This is a genomic window from Citrobacter sp. 50677481 (assembly GCF_001463265.1).
GTDB classification, from domain to species: Bacteria; Pseudomonadota; Gammaproteobacteria; order Enterobacterales; family Enterobacteriaceae; genus Citrobacter_A; species Citrobacter_A sedlakii.
Genome location: NZ_LNHZ01000001.1, coordinates 1 through 20,556, shown reverse-complemented (window position 1 = coordinate 20,556; position 20,556 = coordinate 1). Strand labels below are relative to the sequence as shown.

18 protein-coding genes and 1 tRNA gene are annotated in these 20,556 nt (G+C 54.7%); 14 read left to right on the top strand and 5 right to left on the bottom strand.

The genetic code is table 11. The features are described from left to right. Nucleotides 1-3 precede the first annotated feature (3 nt). The 5 genes from APU02_RS00100 to APU02_RS00080 all read right to left on the bottom strand — a co-directional run bounded on the left by APU02_RS00100 (nucleotide 4) and on the right by APU02_RS00080 (nucleotide 5,751). Complete coding sequence (locus APU02_RS00100; protein WP_042285281.1) at nucleotides 4-1,245, bottom strand: methylaspartate ammonia-lyase; 1,242 nt, start codon at nucleotides 1,243-1,245, stop codon at nucleotides 4-6. Next, nucleotides 1,245-2,690, bottom strand: coding sequence for a methylaspartate mutase subunit E (locus tag APU02_RS00095; RefSeq protein ID WP_042285278.1), 1,446 nt, complete (start codon nucleotides 2,688-2,690; stop codon nucleotides 1,245-1,247). Before APU02_RS00095 ends, APU02_RS00100 begins: the two co-directional genes overlap by 1 nt. Nucleotides 2,691-2,708: 18 nt before the next feature. After that, nucleotides 2,709-4,097 (bottom strand): methylaspartate mutase accessory protein GlmL, encoded by a 1,389-nt coding sequence (gene glmL / locus APU02_RS00090; RefSeq protein ID WP_060568868.1) that lies wholly within the window; start codon nucleotides 4,095-4,097, stop codon nucleotides 2,709-2,711. Beyond that, a complete protein-coding gene (gene glmS / locus APU02_RS00085; RefSeq protein ID WP_042285273.1) occupies nucleotides 4,097-4,546 on the bottom strand; it encodes a methylaspartate mutase subunit S in 450 nt (149 codons plus the stop codon). The genes glmL and glmS overlap by 1 nt, the downstream gene beginning before the upstream one ends. A gap of 485 nt (nucleotides 4,547-5,031) precedes the next feature. Then, nucleotides 5,032-5,751 carry a GntR family transcriptional regulator gene (locus tag APU02_RS00080; RefSeq protein WP_060568867.1) on the bottom strand — a complete coding sequence of 240 codons (720 nt, stop codon included), beginning with the start codon at nucleotides 5,749-5,751 and terminating at the stop codon, nucleotides 5,032-5,034. Nucleotides 5,752-5,923: 172 nt separating this feature from the next. Between APU02_RS00080 and mngA the strand changes: the two genes are divergently transcribed. From mngA to APU02_RS00010, 14 genes are all read left to right on the top strand, one after another. Next, nucleotides 5,924-7,846 (top strand): PTS 2-O-a-mannosyl-D-glycerate transporter subunit IIABC, encoded by a 1,923-nt coding sequence (mngA, locus tag APU02_RS00075; protein ID WP_060569118.1) that lies wholly within the window; start codon nucleotides 5,924-5,926, stop codon nucleotides 7,844-7,846. A gap of 12 nt (nucleotides 7,847-7,858) precedes the next feature. Then, entirely contained in the window at nucleotides 7,859-10,492 is a 2,634-nt protein-coding gene (gene mngB, locus APU02_RS00070) for a mannosylglycerate hydrolase (protein WP_060568866.1), read from the top strand. A gap of 683 nt (nucleotides 10,493-11,175) precedes the next feature. Then, a complete protein-coding gene (cydA, locus tag APU02_RS00065; protein ID WP_042285266.1) occupies nucleotides 11,176-12,744 on the top strand; it encodes a cytochrome ubiquinol oxidase subunit I in 1,569 nt (522 codons plus the stop codon). A gap of 15 nt (nucleotides 12,745-12,759) precedes the next feature. Continuing rightward, the gene (cydB, locus tag APU02_RS00060; RefSeq protein ID WP_060568865.1) at nucleotides 12,760-13,899 is read left to right on the top strand and encodes a cytochrome d ubiquinol oxidase subunit II; all 1,140 of its coding nucleotides are present in this window, start codon (nucleotides 12,760-12,762) and stop codon (nucleotides 13,897-13,899) included. A 15-nt stretch (nucleotides 13,900-13,914) separates the two neighbouring features. Next, the gene (gene cydX, locus APU02_RS00055; protein WP_042285261.1) at nucleotides 13,915-14,028 is read left to right on the top strand and encodes a cytochrome bd-I oxidase subunit CydX; all 114 of its coding nucleotides are present in this window, start codon (nucleotides 13,915-13,917) and stop codon (nucleotides 14,026-14,028) included. After that, complete coding sequence (gene ybgE / locus APU02_RS00050; protein ID WP_120714852.1) at nucleotides 14,025-14,318, top strand: cyd operon protein YbgE; 294 nt, start codon at nucleotides 14,025-14,027, stop codon at nucleotides 14,316-14,318. The genes cydX and ybgE overlap by 4 nt, the downstream gene beginning before the upstream one ends. 274 nt (nucleotides 14,319-14,592) lie before the next feature. Next, a complete protein-coding gene (ybgC, locus tag APU02_RS00045; protein WP_042285256.1) occupies nucleotides 14,593-14,997 on the top strand; it encodes a tol-pal system-associated acyl-CoA thioesterase in 405 nt (134 codons plus the stop codon). Next, a complete protein-coding gene (tolQ, locus tag APU02_RS00040) occupies nucleotides 14,994-15,686 on the top strand; it encodes a Tol-Pal system protein TolQ (protein ID WP_082636750.1) in 693 nt (230 codons plus the stop codon). Before ybgC ends, tolQ begins: the two co-directional genes overlap by 4 nt. Nucleotides 15,687-15,689: 3 nt before the next feature. After that, nucleotides 15,690-16,118 (top strand): colicin uptake protein TolR, encoded by a 429-nt coding sequence (gene tolR, locus APU02_RS00035; protein WP_042285249.1) that lies wholly within the window; start codon nucleotides 15,690-15,692, stop codon nucleotides 16,116-16,118. A gap of 61 nt (nucleotides 16,119-16,179) precedes the next feature. Then, on the top strand, nucleotides 16,180-17,367 hold the full coding sequence (gene tolA, locus APU02_RS00030; RefSeq protein WP_042285245.1) for a cell envelope integrity protein TolA: 1,188 nt from the start codon (nucleotides 16,180-16,182) through the stop codon (nucleotides 17,365-17,367). A gap of 131 nt (nucleotides 17,368-17,498) precedes the next feature. Beyond that, nucleotides 17,499-18,791, top strand: coding sequence for a Tol-Pal system beta propeller repeat protein TolB (gene tolB, locus APU02_RS00025; protein WP_042285242.1), 1,293 nt, complete (start codon nucleotides 17,499-17,501; stop codon nucleotides 18,789-18,791). Nucleotides 18,792-18,825: 34 nt separating this feature from the next. Then, nucleotides 18,826-19,347 carry a peptidoglycan-associated lipoprotein Pal gene (pal, locus tag APU02_RS00020; protein WP_012905064.1) on the top strand — a complete coding sequence of 174 codons (522 nt, stop codon included), beginning with the start codon at nucleotides 18,826-18,828 and terminating at the stop codon, nucleotides 19,345-19,347. Nucleotides 19,348-19,356: 9 nt separating this feature from the next. Continuing rightward, nucleotides 19,357-20,151, top strand: coding sequence for a cell division protein CpoB (cpoB, locus tag APU02_RS00015; protein WP_042285238.1), 795 nt, complete (start codon nucleotides 19,357-19,359; stop codon nucleotides 20,149-20,151). A gap of 164 nt (nucleotides 20,152-20,315) precedes the next feature. Continuing rightward, a tRNA-Lys gene (locus tag APU02_RS00010) sits at nucleotides 20,316-20,391 on the top strand. The last annotated feature ends 165 nt before the right edge of the window (nucleotides 20,392-20,556 follow it).

Here is a 20,556-nt window from a genome sequence, read left to right as displayed (position 1 = left end):
CAGTTAATCCTTAGTCTGTAACAGCGCGATAGTGCGGTTCATTTCGTTAAACACAATGTTAAGACCTTCATCGAAGCCCATGCCCGGCTTGATCAGCATACGCATTGGCCGCGCGGCGAGCGCCACGTGAACGCAGGTACGGGCGCTGATTTCGGTTTCGTTACAGGTGCCGCCCTGGTAAGCTTCCATGCCGTGTTTGTTGCAGTACAGCACCGCGTCAACGATGTTGTGAATGCCGCCGAGATCCGGGGTTTTGATCTGTACCATGTGGCAACTGCCGGCATCGGTGAAGTCCACAATGTCCTGGTAGGTGTTACACCATTCGTCCGCGACAATTTTTACCCCTGAGCCCAGACGGGTCAGCTCTTTGGTGATGGCGGTCAGCATGCGGATCTGATCCGGCTTGTTACCTGCATCCACCGGGCCTTCAATGTACAGCGGCAGCCCCTGCGCCTCTTTTTCAAGGCTGGCGATGTACGCAGCGCAGCGTACAGGATCCATATCGAAAATCAGGCCGATAGTGCCGTAAACGTCAATGTGCAGCGTCGGGTGATAGCGTGGGCTGGTGCGCAGGGTCAGGATGCGATCCGACAGCCAGCGCACGTACTCACGCAGTTTTTCACCGTGGAAGCCAAGTTTTTCTTCGACGTTGTTGATCAACGCGTGAGGCAGGACGTCAACGCCTTTCAGGATCATTTTGTCGACGGCGATATAGCGGTCATCGCCGCTTTGTCCGAATAAGGGAATGGCTTCCGGGACGCACGGCAGTTGCCATTCGTCACATACCACTTCCGTTTTCAGGCGACCGGAGGCCAGCGCCGTGGCGTCAAGCAGCGCCTGGGACAGGCCGTAACGTACGGCGGTGTGCAGCAGCTTACCGTCGATACGCAGCTTGTCGAAGAAGCGGGCGTTGGGCAGAAACGCGTCCACATCACGGCCTTCCAGCAGCGGTTTAATATGATCGTTAAGGAACGGAATAAAATGCTCTGCGAGGAACAATGGGTCACGGCCACCCGCGCCGGAGTACTGCACGGCGGCGCAGTCGCCAACCGCCACCGCGCCATTTTCCAGAATCAACTGGACCGATACGCATTCGCCCGCCTGACGCACGGCGCTAAAGCCTGGCGTAACCGGCGCGCCGGTGTAAATAAACCCGTCATGACCCGCGCCGTTTTTGATCGCCTGCTGATCGTCGAAATAAAAAGAGGAGTAGCCAGCGGTGAAAAGGGCTTTTTTGATTTTCATTATGGTCTTCCTATTAATTGACTGTGGGATACCGCGTTGATGTCATCAACAACCATCTGGAATGAGGGTTTACGTCCTTCAAAGCGCGCTCGCTCGGCAACATAGTCATGGTGCAGCGCGAGAATGTCTTTCGGTAGCGGCACCGCGCCGGCTTCGAGTACACGGATCGCGCCGCTGTTATCGCGCACCGGCAGGATTTTGCCCGCGTTACAGGCGGCAGGCGCGAACGGCACATCCAGCACCCCGGCTTCGAAGGCCAGCACCGTTCCGCGCGCCACGTCGCCGTTGCCCAGTTCAAAGACTTTCTTCAACACCGCGCGCACTTCGCTCTTAATCAGCTCGACTTCCTGCTCGACCGCTTTACACGGCGGGAATTTCTGGTCGCTGACCATGTTGAGCATCTGTCGGGACGCCTTCAGCCCCTGCACGTTCGCCGCTGCGGTAGGAATACCAAAGGCTTCGTGCGGGCTTTTGGTGATGACTTTGGTGGCGCCAGCCATCCCCGCCACCGCCGCTCCCCAGGAGATAATGGCGAACGCTTTCGATTCATCTTCCGGGAAGCCGCCCATCCACTGATGGAACACGGTGCTCAACTCATAGTCATCGAAACCGTAGTTCTGGAAGTATTCATGGGATAGCTCGCGCAACGACTGGATCGCCGCAACATCCTGGGTCAGACTGCCGACCTGTCCGTAACCCACGGTAATGGATTTAACTCCCTGTTCCAGCGCCAGTAAGCCTTCGATAATCGCTACGGCATGGGACATAAACGGAGGGATCAATGTGCCGGTCAGCGGGCCGAACGGCTCGCGGTTAATGCGTATGCCGTGTTCCTCGTACAGCCCCATCAGGCGGTCGCAGTACTGCCAGTCGCGGATCGATTTTTCCAGCGTGACGCGCTTGGCGTAAGGAATGTTGTAAGAGATGCCGCCACCTTCGTAGCTGGTGAAGCCGCTGGCCATTGCGATTTCCGCCAGCAGGCGGGCATCCGGCGTACCGTGGCGTACCTGAATCGGCTTTTCCAGCGCTTCGGTCATCCGGCGGCAAGCCGCTACGCCGTGGTTTACCACCGGTAAGCCGTTAAGTTTTGAGGTGCCGGCTTCGATCGATTTTTGAATGCCGATCGCCGCTTCTTCATAGCGGTTCAGACGGGTGTAGGCATCAATGGTGCTGGGCAGAAGATCGCACTCTGTTTGCAACGTTTTCAGCAGCGCAATGTGTTCGTCCATTAACGCCACGCCCGCGCGCGGCTGGCTCAGGGTTTTTCCCTGCTGATCGGCTTTTAGCAGGGCATGAGAGAAGCGTTTTTTCTCCGGGATGGTCTGCTGGTACTTCACGCCATCTTCAAATTGTTCGACATCTTTGCCGGTTGACCACGTCTGCAACACCTGGTGCCGTTCGGTCATAAACTCGTCATGGGTCAGTTTTTTATTTCGAAGTTCCATTCGTCGCTGCCTTTGGGATTAGAGGGTTAAACAGTGAATGCTGGTGCGTGCCGCGGCCTGGGGATCGATCCTGGCGACGTTCGCCAGCAGCGGGAGCAGACCTTTTGCATCGCGGTAATAGTCAAACTGGGTGGGAAGAAGAATGCGCCTGCCGTCGTCGTCCAGTTCGCGGTACTTAAGCCAGTGATGAATGTCGAACTGACTGGCGCGCGACAGCCAGCCGCCGGATCCCACCACTTTACGCACCGTGGTCAGATCGCGTCCCATCTGGAGATCGACGTTGCCCACGCAGGTGCAGACCTGTTTTTTCGTGCCGGCATGCCGTTCTGCGGCATAGCCGACGCACAGTCCGGCTAACAGGCTGTCGAAATAACGCTCCTCCTCCCCCTGCGGCAGGTAGTCCGGATGGGCCACCAGATGACGCAGATAGCCAAAGAAGGCCTCCTGGCGCTGCGGCTGCCGGGCAAAAACGACGTTGACCAGATCCCGGGTGCTCTCACCCACCACCACCGCGGAGACGCGCATACCCAGATCGCCTTCCACCGTGCGTTTAACAAATGGCTCCGGGACGCCATGCAGGACGGTGTCAGGGGAGAGCGTGTTGGCGCTGGCGGAGTAGACGTCGGTGGTGGCGCCGCCCATGTCGATCAGCATGAACTCCTTCCACGCGCTGTCGACATCGCTGATCGCTTTCACCAGTTCATACACGGTCCACGGCGTCGGCATTGGCTCTTCACCTGTTTCGCCGACAATCACATCCAGCCCTTTTCCTTTGACGATGCGTGACAGGAACACGTCGCAAATCGCTTTGCGCGCGGCATACGGGTTTGGGTGATCGAGATCCGGCAGAATATTGTCCACCGTGATGAGATCTTTATGGCCCAGAATCGCCTGGATCTCGTCCTGAATGTCGCGGTTACCCGCGTAGATGATGGCGCAGTCCAGACGCGAGTTCGCCAGCGCGTGGGCATTAGCCAGACCGTAGCTCTCTTCACCGCCGTCAGTTCCACCGGTAAACAGCAGGATGTCAGGCGGCGAGGCTTCCAGCGCCTGAATGTCGTGGCGGTTGAGCTTGTAGGCGTAGTATTGCGCGATTTTCGCCCCCGCAGAGTGGGCGGTGACTTTCGCGGATTCCAGGGTGATTGAAGGCACCAGCCCCATCGCCGCGACGGCCAGCCCGCCTTTGGCGGAAGAGGAATATTTCAGCGTCACATCGCCGCTGTTGAGCAGCGGGCGCGCATCGTCCACGTTCAGAACCTGGTTAAGGCTGGCAAAGAAACCTTCTGCCAGATGGTGAGTCGTGGTCGGCGTCAGAACATGATTGACCAGTGTGAGTGCGTCGCCCTCCCTGGCAAAGAGAGCCGCTTTGGTCCACGTCGAGCCGATGTCGACAGAGACGATTTGCATCAGATGGCCTCTTCCAGACAGCGTTGCGCGACGCCGTGGCGCTGGTTGATATCGGCGGCCATTAACCGGCACACATCTTCCAGGTCATGGCTTGGCGCGAAGACACGGTTAAAGCCCATGTCCTTGAATTTCGCTTCCACATCGGCAAAGTCATGTTTACCGACAACCAGATTTCCGCCCACATAAAGCAGAATCTCGCCAATACCGCGTTCGATGCAGCGTTCGCGTAGCCCCAGACAGTCAATGTCACCGTGGCCATAAATAGAGGAAACGACAATGGCGTCGGCGCCGGTTTCGATGGCGGCGTCAATATATTCATCCTGGCTTACCATAACGCCCAGATTGATTACGCGAAAATCATGGGCAGTAAAAACACGGTCCAGAACTTTATTGCCTACTGCATGGCAGTCAGCACCAATGACGCCAATAACAAGTGTTGATTTCTTCATGGGTAATCCTCTCCAGGACTCAGGGTAAAAATAAAAATGATGATATATGGCGCCCTCTGGGGTGGCGGCCTTTAATAGTGAGGGAGTGTCCTGGGGCGGCGTTATCGATGCAATTGATCTATTTTCAAAAAATCATGCGTAAAACGGCGATACTGGATGCTGATAAAATTTAACCATAAATATCATGTGGTTAAATTCTATTTCCGAGTGGGAATATATTTATATAACCATAATGGTGAAAAACGAAATGTCACCTTTGTGATCTGAATCTTATTTATAATCAGCAACAAAAATATTCATGAAAAATAATGAAAGCGAGAGAATTGTGAGTAAGGTAACGGAATTTAAAAAGTGCTTGAGATACGGCATTTATTGGTTGTTAATAAAAATAAACAAATGCTAATGATTTGTTTTGTATCGCCGTATAACGTGTTTTTTCGCGCAGCGCATCACTTTTATTTATCGCCTGTGGCGCAAGGGAAATTTTAACGCTGTTTACGACGGGCGATCAGGGTAAATTTATAATCGTCGGTATTGAACGCATTTCGACTGTATTCAAATATCCGGCCATCTTTCAAATATCCGCGCGAGACTTTTTCCAGAATCGGCTTGCCGGGATCGATAGCCAACAGTCGGCTCATCTCCTCGGTGGGCATCACCGGGATCAGCTCCTGCTCGCTTCGGTCGATCACCATTTGCTTCACCTCTTCGATGAAATGGTACTTCGATTTTTCCATGACTTCCCAGGTCAGATCCGGGAACAGGGCCAGCGGCATCCAGGTTTCTTCCAGCGTTACCGGTTTTTGCTTGATAAAGCGTACCCGCTTGACGTGCCAGACGCGGCTGCCCTGGGCAAGCTGGAGCTGTTCCTGCAAAAAGTCATCTGCCGGGATCACTTCAAAGACCCGCACTTCACTGTGAGTGTCGACGTTACGGTCGGCGAGCTTCTCATAGAAGCTGGTTAACTGATAGATGTCGTAATTAACCCGCTCCGCTTTCACATAGGTGCCGCTACCCTGGATGCTTTCGACAATATGCTGTTCCGTAAGCTGCCTGAGCGCCTGGCGCACCGTGACGCGGCTGACGTTAAACGTTGCCTGCAGCGCGGATTCCGTCGGCAGGGCGTCGCCTGGCTTCAACTCACCTCGCTGAATTTGCTCAAGGATACGGTCTGCGATCTGGCGGTATAGCGGCTTTCGGCTCATGGTTTTCCGGGAAGGTTAATACGAATTCGCTCATTATGCCTGACATCCCGGCGCTGTAAATAATACAAATTTAATACAAATTATCGCGCAATAGTGAAAATGATCACATAAATGTATTATTTCGTCTGGCACAATTCTTCGCGCATAAAACCACCACAGGGTGAGGAACATGATGAACCTGACAACGTTAACCCACCGCGATGCGCTGTGCCTGAATGCCCGCTTCGCCAGTCGTGACGAGGCAATCACCGCATTAGCGCAACGGCTAACGGCGTTGGGTAAGATTGCCGATCCCCAGGCGTTTTTAACGGAGGTCTTTTCCCGCGAAAGTCTCGGTCCCACCGCGCTGGGCGAAGGGCTGGCAGTACCGCACGGTAAAACGTCCGCTGTGAAGGAGGCCGCGTTCGCGGTGGCGACCCTCAGCGAACCACTGGAATGGGACGGTGTCGATGGACCCGAACCGGTGGAACTGATCTTTCTGCTCGCCATCCCGCAGAATGAAGCGGGCAGTACGCATATGCACTTGCTGACCGCGCTTACCACCCGTCTGGCGGACGACGAGACGCGGGCACGGGTGATGGCTGCCGAAAGCGCAGATGCGTTGCTGGCGGCGCTGGACGACGAGGTTCATGCTGCATTCACACCGCCGCTGGCGCAGGCGCCAACGCTGGTCTGCGTGACTGCCTGTCCGGCGGGGATTGCGCATACCTATATGGCCGCGGAGTATCTGGAAAAAGCGGGTCGTAAGTTGGGCGTGAATGTGTATGTCGAAAAGCAGGGCGCTAACGGCATTGAAGGCAGGCTGACGGCGGACCAACTGAATGCGGCGACGGCGTGTATTTTCGCCGCTGAGGTGGCCATAAAAGAGAGTGAACGCTTTGCCGGACTGCCGACGCTTACGGTACCGGTCGCGGAGCCGATTCGCCATGCGGAGCAACTGATCCAGCAGGCGCTGGCGCTACCGCAGCGTGAAACGCGCGCGCTTCAGCAGGATGCGCCGCCTGCGAAGGGGCTAAAAACCGAACTCAAACAGGCGCTGCTGAGCGGCATCTCATTCGCCGTGCCGCTGATCGTCGCGGGCGGCACCGTCCTTGCCGTCGCGGTACTGCTGGCGCAGATGCTGGGGCTGCAACACCTTTTCGATCAGGAAAACTCCTGGCTGTGGATGTACCGCAAACTGGGCGGCGGAATGCTTGGCATTCTCATGGTGCCGGTACTGGCGGCCTATACCGCCTATTCGCTGGCGGATAAACCCGCGCTGGCGCCGGGCTTCGCCGCCGGACTGGCCGCTAATATGATCGGTTCCGGCTTTCTTGGCGCGGTAGCGGGCGGGCTTATCGCCGGATACCTGATGCGCTGGGTGAAAAATCATCTCCGGCTGAGCAGTAAGTTCAACGGGTTTTTAACCTTCTATTTGTACCCGGTCATCGGCACGCTCGGCGCGGGCAGCCTGATGCTGTTCGTGGTTGGCGAGCCGGTGGCGTGGATCAACAACGCGCTGACGGCCTGGCTGAATGGCTTAAGCGGCGCCAACGCGCTGTTGCTTGGCGCTATCCTCGGCTTTATGTGCTCCTTCGACCTGGGCGGGCCGGTGAATAAAGCTGCCTACGCCTTCTGCCTGGGCGCAATGGCCAACGGCGTTTACGGGCCTTACGCCATTTTTGCCTCCGTCAAAATGGTTTCAGCCTTTACGGTAACGGCCTCCACGCTACTCTCGCCACGTTTATTTAAAGAGTTTGAAATCGAAACCGGTAAATCTACCTGGCTACTGGGGCTGGCGGGGATCACCGAAGGGGCTATCCCGATGGCGATAGAAGATCCGCTGCGGGTCATTAGCGCTTTTGTCCTCGGGTCGATGATCACCGGGGCGATCGTTGGCGCCATGAATATTGGGCTGTCGACGCCCGGCGCAGGGATTTTCTCCCTCTTTTTACTCCATGATGGCGGATTAGGCGGCGTCATGGCGGCGGCAGGCTGGTTTGGCGCGGCGCTGGCGGGAACGTTGATTTCCACGCTGATTCTGCTGCTCTGGCGTCGTCAGGCGGTGAAGCAGGGCAAATACGTCACCGACCGCGTGCCGGTAAACACTCACTAACAGGAAACGACGATGAAAGCAGTCTCTCGTGTTCACATCACCCCGCATATGCACTGGGATCGTGAGTGGTATTTCACCACCGAAGAATCACGCATTTTGCTGGTCAATAATATGGAGGAGATCCTTATCCGTCTGGAGCAGGATGCCGAATACAAATATTACGTGCTGGACGGGCAGACGGCGATATTGGAGGACTACTTCGCGGTGGTGCCGGAAAATAAAGAGCGGGTCAGACGACTGGTTCAGGCCGGGAAGCTGATTATCGGCCCGTGGTATACCCAGACGGATACCACTCTTGTTTCCGGTGAATCGATTGTGCGTAACCTGATGTATGGGATGCGTGACTGTCTGGCCTTTGGCGAGCCGATGAAAATTGGCTATCTGCCGGACTCGTTTGGCATGTCCGGCCAGCTTCCGCATATTTACAACGGCTTTGGCATCACCCGCACCCTGTTCTGGCGCGGTTGTTCAGAACGCCACGGCACCGATAAAACCGAGTTTCTGTGGCAGAGTCGCGATGGCAGCGAAGTGGTGGCGCAGGTGCTGCCGCTGGGCTACGCGATTGGTAAGTACTTACCGGAGGACGAAGCCGGATTACGTAAACGACTCGACGGTTATTTCGAGGTGCTGGAAAAGGCATCGGTAACAAAAGAGATCCTGCTGCCTAACGGTCACGACCAGATGCCGCTTCAGCAAAATATCTTTGCGGTGATGGATAAGTTGCGGGAAATTTATCCCCAACGGACTTTTGTCATGAGTCGTTTCGAGGAGGTCTTTGAACGCACAGAGGCCCATCGCGAGCAATTAGCCACCCTGAAGGGCGAATTTATCGACGGCAAATACATGCGCGTACACCGCACCATAGGCTCGACGCGGATGGACATCAAAATCGCTCACGCGCGGATCGAAAATAAAATCGTCAATCTTCTCGAACCGCTGGCGACGCTGGCATGGACGCTGGGTTTTGATTACCACCACGGTCTGCTGGAAAAAATGTGGAAGGAGATATTAAAGAATCACGCCCACGACAGCATCGGCTGTTGCTGTAGTGACCCGGTGCACCGCGAAATTGCGGCGCGATTTATGCTGGCGGAAGACATGGCCGACAACCTGATCCGTTTTTATCTGCGTAAAGTGGTGGACAACATGCCCCACAGCGACGCCGACAAACTGGTGCTGTTTAACCTGATGCCGTGGCCGCGCGAAGAGGTCATTAATACCACCCTTCGCCTGCGCGCCAGCCAGTTCAGCCTGCGTGATGACAGAGGGAACGCTGTGCCTTATTTCATTCGTGAGGCGCGAGAGCTGGACCCGGGACTGATCGACCGGCAAATTGTTCACTACGGCAACTACGACCCGTTTATGGAGTACGACATCCAGATTCATCAGATCGTCCCGTCGATGGGGTACCGCACCCTGTACATTGATGCCAATGTCCCTGGACTTCAGCATACTGCGAAAACGACCCCGGAAACGTTGCTGGAGAACGCTTTCTGGCAAATTTCGCTCAACGAAGACGGCACGCTGCGCCTGTATGATAAAGACAGCGGCGTCTGCTATGACCGGGTGCTGGAGCTGGAAGAAGGTTCTGACGATGGCGATGAATATGATTATTCGCCAGCAAGAGAAGAGTGGCGGCTGACGTCGGCCGGTGTGCAACCCCACTGCGAGATCCGCCATGAGGCGTGGCAGAGCCAGGCGCTGATCCGTTATGACCTGGCGGTTCCGCGTGATCTCGCTGAACGCGCCCTGCGCCAGCGCAGCGGCAGGGTAGGGGTGGAGATTGCGGTGACGCTTTCCCATAACAGCAGACGAATTGATGTCGGAATAACACTGGACAACCAGGCCGACGATCATCGGGTGCGGGTATTAATTCCAACGCCTTTTACTACCGATCAGGTGTTGGCGGATACCCAGTTTGGCTCTGTGACGCGTCCGGTAGAGGACGACGCGATGACTAACTGGCGGGAAGAAGGGTGGAAAGAGGCGCCTGTGCCGGTTTGGAATCTGCTCAATTATGCTGCGTTACAGGAAGGGCGTAACGGGTTGGCGGTCTTTACGGAAGGTTTGCGCGAATTTGAGGTGACGGGCGAGGAGAAAAAAACCTTCGCCATTACGCTCTTGCGCGGCGTGGGGCTACTGGGTAAAGAGGATTTACTGCTGCGCCCAGGGCGTCCTTCCGGCATCAAAATGCCGGTACCGGATTCACAACTGCGGGGAACCCTGCATTGTCGGCTAAGTCTGTTTAGCTTTAGCGGTACGCCGTTCTCTGCGGGTCTGGCGCAACAGGCGCGGGCGTGGCTGACGCCGGTACAGTGTTACAATAAAATTCCGTGGGACGCGATGAAGCTCAACAAGGCCCGTTTTACGGTACCTGAGCGTTACAGTTTACTGACCATGCCGCCCGTCGGCTGCCAGATAAGCGCGCTAAAGAAAGCGGAAGACGGCGAAGCGCTGATTTTGCGCCTGTTTAATCCGTCGGACAGCACGTCGAGTGATACCACCGTCACCTTTACCCGGACGGTGGCAAACTGCGCGGAAGTGATGATGAGCGAGCAGGTCGTTTCGGCTCACGAGCGGGACGATATCCTTCCCGGGACGTTTTTACCCGGGCAATCGCGGACCTTCCGCTACCAGCTTGTCTGAAATGTCAGCAATCGGAACAACGCCACGCTTAGCGTGGCGTTGTTATTTTCACAATAATAACGTTGTGGTGTTAATTCAAATTAACCTTAAAGTAAAATTAATGTGAATGATGAAAGGCGGGCTTTTCAGACGCGACGAAAATGATACCCGGACTTCGAAAAATAGCCCCTCAGCAAACCCTGGTAGAACGGCCTGCCACGTTAATTAAAACACCGTCTTTTTATATAAGAATTTTATTGGCGTAACTCCGCAATCAATCAAAGACACACATGTGCAACATGTTTTTTACTTCGGTCACCACATCTAAACATGGTTAACATAAAAGGGCGTTTTTGATTTAAATCAATGTTTAATGATTGGAAAAAGATAAGGAAACGCGATAAATTGTCGCCGATCAAATTGATGGAAAAGTGAGAAATTCGCTATAAATTGATCACTGTCGAAAAACGCAAATCTTCCTCAATAAAAACCTGTTTATTGTAAGGATTTTGCGGCGTAATATAATTGCGGGATCAATTTGAGTTTTTTATTAACATGTTTGTAACCTTTCACCCATTCTATTTCCTTATACGGAAAAAGGATACCGGTGAAGGCGCGCAAACAAATTTGTATTGGGGCATGCGTGTGACCCTTTCTAACGGGGTTCACTCTCGGAGTCTTCATGCGATGAGCAAGGAGTCATGATGTTAGATATAGTCGAACTGTCGCGCTTACAGTTTGCCTTGACCGCGATGTACCACTTCCTCTTTGTGCCACTGACGCTCGGTATGGCGTTTTTGCTGGCCATTATGGAAACGGTCTACGTCCTTTCCGGCAAACAGATTTATAAAGATATGACTAAGTTCTGGGGCAAGTTGTTTGGTATCAACTTTGCTCTGGGTGTGGCAACAGGGCTGACCATGGAGTTCCAGTTCGGGACAAACTGGTCTTACTATTCCCACTACGTTGGGGATATCTTCGGTGCGCCGCTGGCGATCGAAGGTCTGATGGCCTTCTTCCTCGAATCCACCTTTGTAGGTCTGTTCTTCTTTGGCTGGGATCGTCTGGGCAAAGTCCAGCACATGGCTGTTACCTGGCTGGTGGCATTAGGCTCTAACCTTTCTGCGCTGTGGATCCTGGTCGCTAACGGCTGGATGCAGAACCCTATCGCGTCGGATTTCAACTTTGAAACCATGCGCATGGAAATGGTGAGCTTCTCTGAACTGGTGCTCAACCCGGTTGCACAGGTGAAATTCGTTCATACCGTGGCGTCGGGTTATGTCACGGGTGCGATGTTCATCCTCGGTATCAGCGCTTACTATCTGCTGAAAGGCCGCGACATTGCCTTCGCTAAACGCTCCTTTGCCATTGCCGCCAGCTTCGGGATGGCCGCTGTATTGTCTGTTATCGTTCTGGGTGATGAGTCCGGTTACGAAATGGGCGACGTGCAGAAAACCAAACTCGCCGCCATCGAAGCCGAGTGGGAGACCCAGCCTGCACCGGCTGCCTTTACCCTGTTCGGTATTCCGGATCAGGATTCGCAGGAAAACAAATTTGCGATCCAGATCCCTTACGCGCTGGGTATTATCGCTACCCGCTCCGTCGATACGCCGGTGATCGGTCTGAAAGACCTGATGGTCCAGCACGAAGAACGTATCCGCAACGGGATGAAAGCGTATGAACTGCTCGAGCAACTGCGCGCCGGTTCTACCGACCAGACCGTTCGCGATCAGTTCAACAGCATGAAGAAAGATCTGGGCTACGGTCTGCTGCTGAAACGCTATACTCCGAACGTCTCCGACGCGACGGAAGCGCAGATCCAGCAGGCGACGAAAGATTCTATTCCTCGCGTTGCGCCGCTGTATTTCGCGTTCCGTATCATGGTGGCATGCGGCTTCCTGCTGCTGGCGATCATCGCGCTGTCCTTCTGGAGCGTTATCCGTAACCGCATCGGCGAGAAAAAATGGCTGCTGCGCGCTGCGCTGTATGGTATTCCACTGCCGTGGATCGCCGTAGAAGCGGGCTGGTTTGTTGCGGAATATGGCCGTCAGCCATGGGCTATCGGCGAAGTGCTGCCCACCGCCGTGGCGAACTCGTCGCTGACGGTAGGCGATTTGCTGTTCTCCATGTTCCTGATTTGCGGCCTGTACACCCTGTTCCTGGTGGCAGAACTGTTCCTGATGTTCAAGTTTGCACGCCTTGGCCCAAGCAGCCTGAAAACCGGTCGCTATCACTTTGAGCAGTCCACCGTGGCTTCTCAGCCGGCACGCTAAGACAGGAGTCGTCAAATGATCGATTATGAAGTACTACGTTTTATCTGGTGGCTGCTGGTTGGCGTTCTGCTGATTGGTTTTGCGGTTACCGATGGCTTCGACATGGGGGTGGGCATGCTCACCCGTTTCCTCGGTCGTAACGACACCGAGCGTCGAATTATGATTAACTCCATCGCCCCGCACTGGGACGGTAACCAGGTGTGGCTGATCACCGCCGGCGGCGCGCTGTTCGCCGCCTGGCCGATGGTCTATGCCGCCGCGTTCTCCGGTTTCTATGTGGCGATGATCCTCGTGCTGGCATCGTTATTCTTCCGTCCGGTCGGTTTTGACTACCGTTCCAAGATTGAAGATCCGCGCTGGCGCAACATGTGGGACTGGGGCGTGTTCATCGGTAGCTTTGTGCCGCCGCTGGTGATTGGCGTGGCGTTTGGTAACCTGTTGCAGGGCGTACCGTTCCATGTCGACGAGTATCTGCGTCTCTACTACACCGGTAACTTCTTCCAGTTGCTGAACCCGTTCGGTCTGCTGGCAGGCGTGATCAGCGTTGGGATGATCATCACCCAGGGCGCGACCTACCTGCAAATGCGTACCGTGGGCGAACTGCATCTGCGTGCCCGCGCGACCTCACAGATCGCCGCGCTGGTCACGCTGGTCTGCTTCGCGCTGGCGGGTGTCTGGGTGATGTACGGTATCGACGGTTATGTGGTGACCTCTGCTATCGATCACCATGCCGCGTCTAACCCACTGACCAAAGAAGTGACTCGTGAATCGGGCGCATGGCTGGTGAACTTTAACAACGCACCGATCCTGTGGTTGATTCCGGCGCTGGGCGTGGTACTGCCGCTGCTGACGATCCTGACCTCGCGGATGGAAAAAGGGGCATGGGCGTTCCTGTTCTCTTCTCTGACGCTGGCCTGCATCATCCTGACCGCGGGCATCGCGATGTTCCCGTTCGTGATGCCTTCCAGCACCATGATGAATGCGAGCCTGACGATGTGGGATGCGACGTCCAGCCAGATGACGCTGAACCTGATGACCTGGGTTGCTGTGGTATTCGTGCCGATCATCCTGATCTACACCAGCTGGTGTTACTGGAAAATGTTCGGTCGTATTACCAAAGAACACATTGAAAGCAACACCCACTCTCTGTACTAAGTAAGGAGCAATTGTATGTGGTATTTCGCCTGGATTCTGGGAACGCTTCTTGCCTGTGCATTTGGGATCATCACCGCGCTGGCCCTTGAGCACGTCGAGGCAAGCAAAAACGGTCAAGAAGAACACTGATGAAACTTATCGCGATGCTGTATGCGATAATGGACAAGCGCCCGTTACGGGCGCTTTCTTTCGTCATGGCGCTGGTGTTAGCAGGATGTATGTTTTGGGATCCCTCCCGCTTCGCGGCAAAGACCAGTACGCTGGAAATCTGGCACGGTTTACTGCTGATGTGGGCCGTCTGCGCAGGCATCATACATGGCGTTGGTTTTCGCCCTCGCGCCGTGCACTGGCAAGGGATCTTCTCCCCTCTGCTGGCCGACATAGTCCTTATCGTGGGGCTGTTTTTCTTCTTCTTTTGAATAAGAAACATCCTGAAAGAACGATGGGCTTGCATAAGCCCATATATTTTTACTCTCCCTTAACTTCCCCCCATTCCCAAGCCCTGATAGCGCGCGTATAGTAGCAACGTTTAAAAGTTCTCTCTTTTGTTGCATTACCGGGATGTAAAGTGAATACAACGCGATATACAACAGCATTCTTGATGCGTCGCGAGGGCAATGACGCGAGTCACCAGACACTTGCAAACGTAAGTGACGGAGATGAGCGGATGGCGCCGACAACGAGGCCGCAGGAATGAATAAGTATATATTTCGATGGCCGGTTCGTGTCTATTATGAAGACACTGACGCCGGTGGGGTGGTTTACCACGCCAGCTATGTCGCTTTTTATGAAAGAGCGCGTACAGAGATGCTGCGTCATCACCACTTTAGTCAGCAGGTTTTGCTGGCAGAGCGAGTGGCCTTCGTGGTGCGTAAAATGACGCTGGAATACTATGCGCCTGCGCGACTCGACGACATGCTCGAAGTTCAGTCTGAAATTACGTCAATGCGTGGTACCTCAATGGTGTTCACGCAACGCATTGTCAACGCAGAAAACACGGTGCTCAATGAAGCAGAAGTGCTGATTGTTTGCGTTGATCCACTCAAAATGAAGCCTCGTGCGCTTCCCAAGTCCATTGTCGCGGAGTTTAAGCAGTGACTGACATGAATATCCTTGATTTGTTCCTGAAGGCTAGCCTTCTGGTTAAACTTATCATGTTGATTTTGATTGGTTTTTCAATCGCATCCTGGGCCATCATCATCCAGCGGACCCGTATTCTCAACGCTGCTGCGCGTGAAGCCGAAGCGTTTGAAGACAAATTCTGGTCCGGGATCGAACTGTCTCGCCTGTATCAGGAAAGCCAGGGCCGCCGCGATAGTCTGGCGGGGTCGGAACAAATCTTCTATAGCGGGTTCAAAGAGTTTGCCCGCCTGCATCGGGCCAACAGCCATGCACCGGAAGCGATCGTTGAAGGCGCCTCCCGGGCGATGCGCATCTCAATGAACCGCGAGCTTGAGAATCTTGAGACGCACATTCCGTTCCTCGGCACCGTCGGTTCTATCAGCCCGTATATCGGTCTGTTTGGTACCGTGTGGGGGATTATGCATGCGTTTATCGCCCTGGGGGCGGTAAAACAGGCCACCCTGCAGATGGTCGCGCCGGGGATCGCGGAAGCGCTGATCGCGACGGCGATTGGTCTGTTTGCGGCGATCCCTGCGGTTATGGCCTACAACCGCCTGAACCAGCGTGTGAACAAGCTGGAATTGAATTACGACAACTTTATGGAAGAGTTTACCGCGATTCTGCACCGTCAGGCGTTTACCGTTAGCGAGAGCAACAAGGGGTAAACCATGGCGAGATCGCGTGGACGGGGTCGTCGCGACCTGAAGTCCGAAATCAACATCGTACCGTTGCTCGACGTGCTGCTGGTGCTGCTGCTGATCTTTATGGCGACAGCGCCGATCATTACCCAGAGCGTGGAAGTCGATCTGCCGGACGCCACGGAGTCGCAGGCGGTGAGCAGTAACGACAATCCGCCGGTGATTATTGAAGTGTCCGGGGTAGGGCAGTACAGCGTGGTAGTGGAAAAAGATCGTATGGATCAACTGCCACCGGAACAGGTTGTTGCGGAAGCGAAAAGCCGCCTGGAATCCAATCCGAAAACGGTCTTCTTAATCGGTGGCGCGAAAGACGTGCCTTACGATGAAATAATTAAAGCGCTGAACTTGTTACACAGCGCGGGTGTGAAGTCGGTCGGCTTAATGACCCAGCCTATCTGATCATCCGCTTCTCAGGCGTGAAAAGAGCGTGTAACAGGCGAACAGTTTTTGGGAACCGAGAGTGTCAAAGGCAACCGAACAAAACGACAAGCTCAAGCGGGCGATAATTATTTCAGCGGTGCTGCATGTCATCTTATTTGCAGTGCTGATCTGGAGTTCGTTCGATGAGCATATAGAGGCTTCAGCCGGCGGCGGCGGTGGTTCTTCCATCGATGCCGTGATGGTTGATCCTGGCGCCGTGGTTCAGCAGTACGAACGTCAGCAGCAGCAACAGTCCAGCGCGCAGCGTGCTAAAGAGCAGCGTGAAAAACTGGCGCAACAGCAGGCGGAAGAGCTTCGCGAGAAGCAGGCTGCGGAACAGGAACGGCTTAAGCAGATTGAAAAAGAGCGCTTAGCGGCGCAGGAACAGCAAAAGCAGGCCGAGGCTGAGGCGAAGAAAGCGCAGGAGCAGCAGAAACAGGCTGAGGAAGCCGCGAAGAAAGCTGCCGCCGACGCAAAAGCGAAAGCGGACGCGCAGGCGAAAGAAGCGGCGGAGGCGGCGAAAAAGGCCGCTGCTGACGCGAAGAAGAAAGCCGAAGCCGAGGCGGCGAAAGCGGCCGCGGATGCGAAGAAAAAGGCGGAAGCGGAGGCTGCTAAGCAGGCTCAGGCCGACGCGGAGAAGAAAGCGGCCGCAGAAAAAGCCGCTGCAGCCAAAGCGGCAGCCGCTGAAAAAGCGGCGGCCGAGAAGAAAGCCGCCGCCGAAAAGGCCGCCGCAGAGAAAAAAGCCGCTGCGGAGAAAGCGGCTGCCGATAAGAAAGCGGCAGCGGCTAAAAAAGCGGCCGCCGAAAAAGCCGCTGCGGAAAAGGCCGCGGCAGCAGCTGGCGTGGACGATCTGCTGGGCGACTTAAGCTCCGGTAAGAATGCGCCGAAAACCGGCGGTGGGGCGAAAGGGAACAACGCTTCTCCGGCGGGGAGTGGTAATACTAAAAATAATGGCGCATCAGGCGCGGATATCAGTAACTATGCCGGGCAGATCAAATCTGCTATCGAGAGCAAGTTTTATGACGCATCGTCCTATACAGGCAAGACCTGTACGCTGCGGATAAAACTCGCGCCGGACGGCCTGCTGCTGGATATTCAGTCTGAAGGTGGCGATCCGGCGCTTTGTCAGGCAGCGCTTGCGGCGGCCCGACAGGCGAAGATTCCAAAACCGCCAAGCCAGGCAGTGTATGAAGTGTTTAAAAACGCGCCTCTGGACTTTAAACCGTAAGCTAAACTTTCCCCGTCACCGCGGGGAAAACAAACGTCGGCAGTCCCTGGGTTTCGGTAGTTTTGTGTATTTGAGTTTGTTAACATTCTGCTAAATTATCGTGGGCTTTCCGTCCAGATAAGGGAGATATGATGAAGCAGGCATTACGAGTAGCATTTGGTTTTCTGATGCTGTGGGCGGCGGTGCTGCACGCAGAAGTCCGTATCGAGATCACCCAGGGGGTGGACTCGGCGCGCCCGATTGGCGTTGTGCCATTCCAGTGGGCGGGGCCGGGGGCGGCGCCTGAAGATATCGGCGGCATCGTTGGCGCAGACTTGCGTAACAGCGGGAAATTTAACCCATTAGATCGCTCCCGTCTGCCGCAGCAGCCGGGTACCGCGCAGGAGGTTCAGCCTGCGGCATGGTCTGCGCTGGGTATCGACGCGGTGGTTGTCGGTCAGGTAACGCCGAATCCGGACGGTTCCTATAATGTCGCCTATCAACTGGTTGACACTGGCGGCGCGCCGGGTACTGTACTGGCCCAGAACTCTTACAAAGTGAATAAGCAGTGGTTGCGCTATGCGGGCCATACCGCCAGTGATGAAGTGTTCGAAAAGCTGACCGGCATTAAGGGCGCTTTCCGTACCCGTATCGCTTACGTTGTGCAGACAAACGGCGGTCAGTTCCCGTATGAGCTGCGCGTCTCTGACTACGATGGTTATAACCAGTTCGTGGTTCACCGTTCCCCGCAGCCGCTGATGTCTCCGGCGTGGTCTCCGGATGGCTCGAAACTGGCTTATGTCACCTTTGAAAGCGGTCGTTCTGCGCTGGTTATTCAGACATTATCTAACGGTGCGGTGCGTCAGGTTGCCTCTTTCCCGCGTCACAACGGTGCGCCTGCGTTCTCTCCGGACGGCAGCAAACTGGCGTTTGCCCTGTCAAAAACCGGTAGTCTGAACCTGTACGTGATGGATATCGGCTCCGGTCAGATCCGTCAGGTAACCGATGGTCGCAGCAACAACACGGAACCGACCTGGTTCCCGGACAGCCAGAACCTGGCCTTTACCTCTGACCAGGCCGGACGTCCACAGGTGTATAAAGTTAACGTCAACGGCGGTGCTCCGCAGCGTATTACCTGGGAAGGTTCACAAAACCAGGATGCTGATGTCAGCAGCGACGGGAAATTTATGGTAATGGTAAGCACGACTAACGGTCAGCAGCACATTGCCAAACAAGATCTGGTAGCGGGTGGCGTACAGGTTCTGTCGTCAACGTTCCTGGACGAAACGCCAAGTCTGGCACCTAACGGCACTATGGTTATCTACAGCTCTTCTCAGGGGATGGGATCCGTGCTGAATTTGGTTTCTACAGATGGGCGTTTCAAAGCGCGTCTTCCGGCAACTGATGGACAGGTTAAATTCCCTGCCTGGTCGCCGTATCTGTGATAATAAATAATTGATTAATAAAGGAATCATTGAAATGCAACTGAACAAAGTGCTGAAAGGGCTGATGATTGCTCTGCCTGTTATGGCTATTGCGGCATGTTCTTCCAACAAGAACGCCAGCAATGACGGCAGCGAAGGCATGCTGGGTGCCGGCACTGGTATGGATGCAAACGGCAGCGGCGGCAACATGTCCTCCGAAGAGCAGGCGCGTCTGCAAATGCAACAGCTCCAGCAGAACAACATCGTTTACTTCGATCTGGACAAGTACGATATCCGTTCTGACTTCGCTGCGATGCTGGATGCGCACGCAAACTTCCTGCGTAGCAACCCGTCTTACAAAGTCACCGTAGAAGGTCACGCGGACGAACGTGGTACGCCTGAGTACAACATCTCCCTGGGTGAACGTCGTGCGAACGCTGTTAAGATGTACCTGCAGGGTAAAGGCGTTTCTGCTGACCAGATCTCCATCGTTTCTTACGGTAAAGAAAAACCTGCAGTACTGGGTCATGACGAAGCGGCGTATGCCAAAAACCGTCGTGCCGTACTGGTTTACTAAGAGAATTGCATGAGCAGTAACTTCAGACATCATGTGTTGAGTCTGTCGTTACTGGTTGGCATAGCGGCCCCCTGGGCCGCTTTTGCTCAAGCGCCAATCAGTAGTGTCGGCTCAGGCTCGGTCGAAGACCGTGTCACTCAACTCGAGCGTATTTCGAATGCTCACAGCCAGCTTTTAACCCAACTCCAGCAACAACTCTCTGATAATCAGGCCGATATCGATTCCCTGCGTGGTCAAATTCAGGAAAGCCAATATCAACTGAATCAGGTCGTTGAACGCCAGAAGCAGATCCTGCTGCAGATTGACAGTCTGAACAGCGGTGGCGCAGCCGCGCAGTCTGCGGGCGGCGCTCAGGGGGGGACGGCGACGGGCGCAGCGACGGCAGCACCGGATGCAGGGGCGGCAGCCACTGGCGCGCCGGTCCAAAGCGGTGACGCCAATACCGACTATAATGCGGCAATTGCGCTGGTGCAGGATAAATCCCGCCAGGATGACGCGATTGCGGCATTCCAGAATTTCATCAAGAAATACCCGGATTCAACCTATCAGCCGAATGCCAACTACTGGCTCGGTCAGTTGAATTACAACAAGGGTAAAAAAGATGATGCCGCGTTTTATTTCGCCTCGGTGGTGAAGAACTACCCGAAGTCGCCTAAAGCCGCTGACGCGATGTATAAAGTCGGTGTGATCATGCAGGACAAAGGTGATACTGCGAAAGCGAAAGCGGTTTATCAGCAGGTTATCAGCAAATACCCAGGTACTGATGGGGCGAAACAGGCGCAAAAACGTCTCGGCGCGATGTAATGCACACCATACGACCAGAAATCGAATTATTTCTGGTCGTGTCGTGCGATTCATAAGCAGTTGAGTGATCTACATCGAAATTTTAGTTGCGCTGAAATCTGAAATCAGTAATATATGCCGCCGTTGCCACGGGATATCAAACAAACCGAAAGCAGCGCAAAAGTGGGTCGTTAGCTCAGTTGGTAGAGCAGTTGACTTTTAATCAATTGGTCGCAGGTTCGAATCCTGCACGACCCACCAATCGTTACGGTGGAAAGCGATAATCAAACGTGAAGGATAACGTTGCGTCAGCAACGGCGCCGTAGGGCGAGGCAAAGCCGAGTCATCCTGCACGACCCATCAGTAAGACAGTAGTATCCAGCGCAGTATCGGGTGATTAGCTCAGCTGGGAGAGCACCTCCCTTA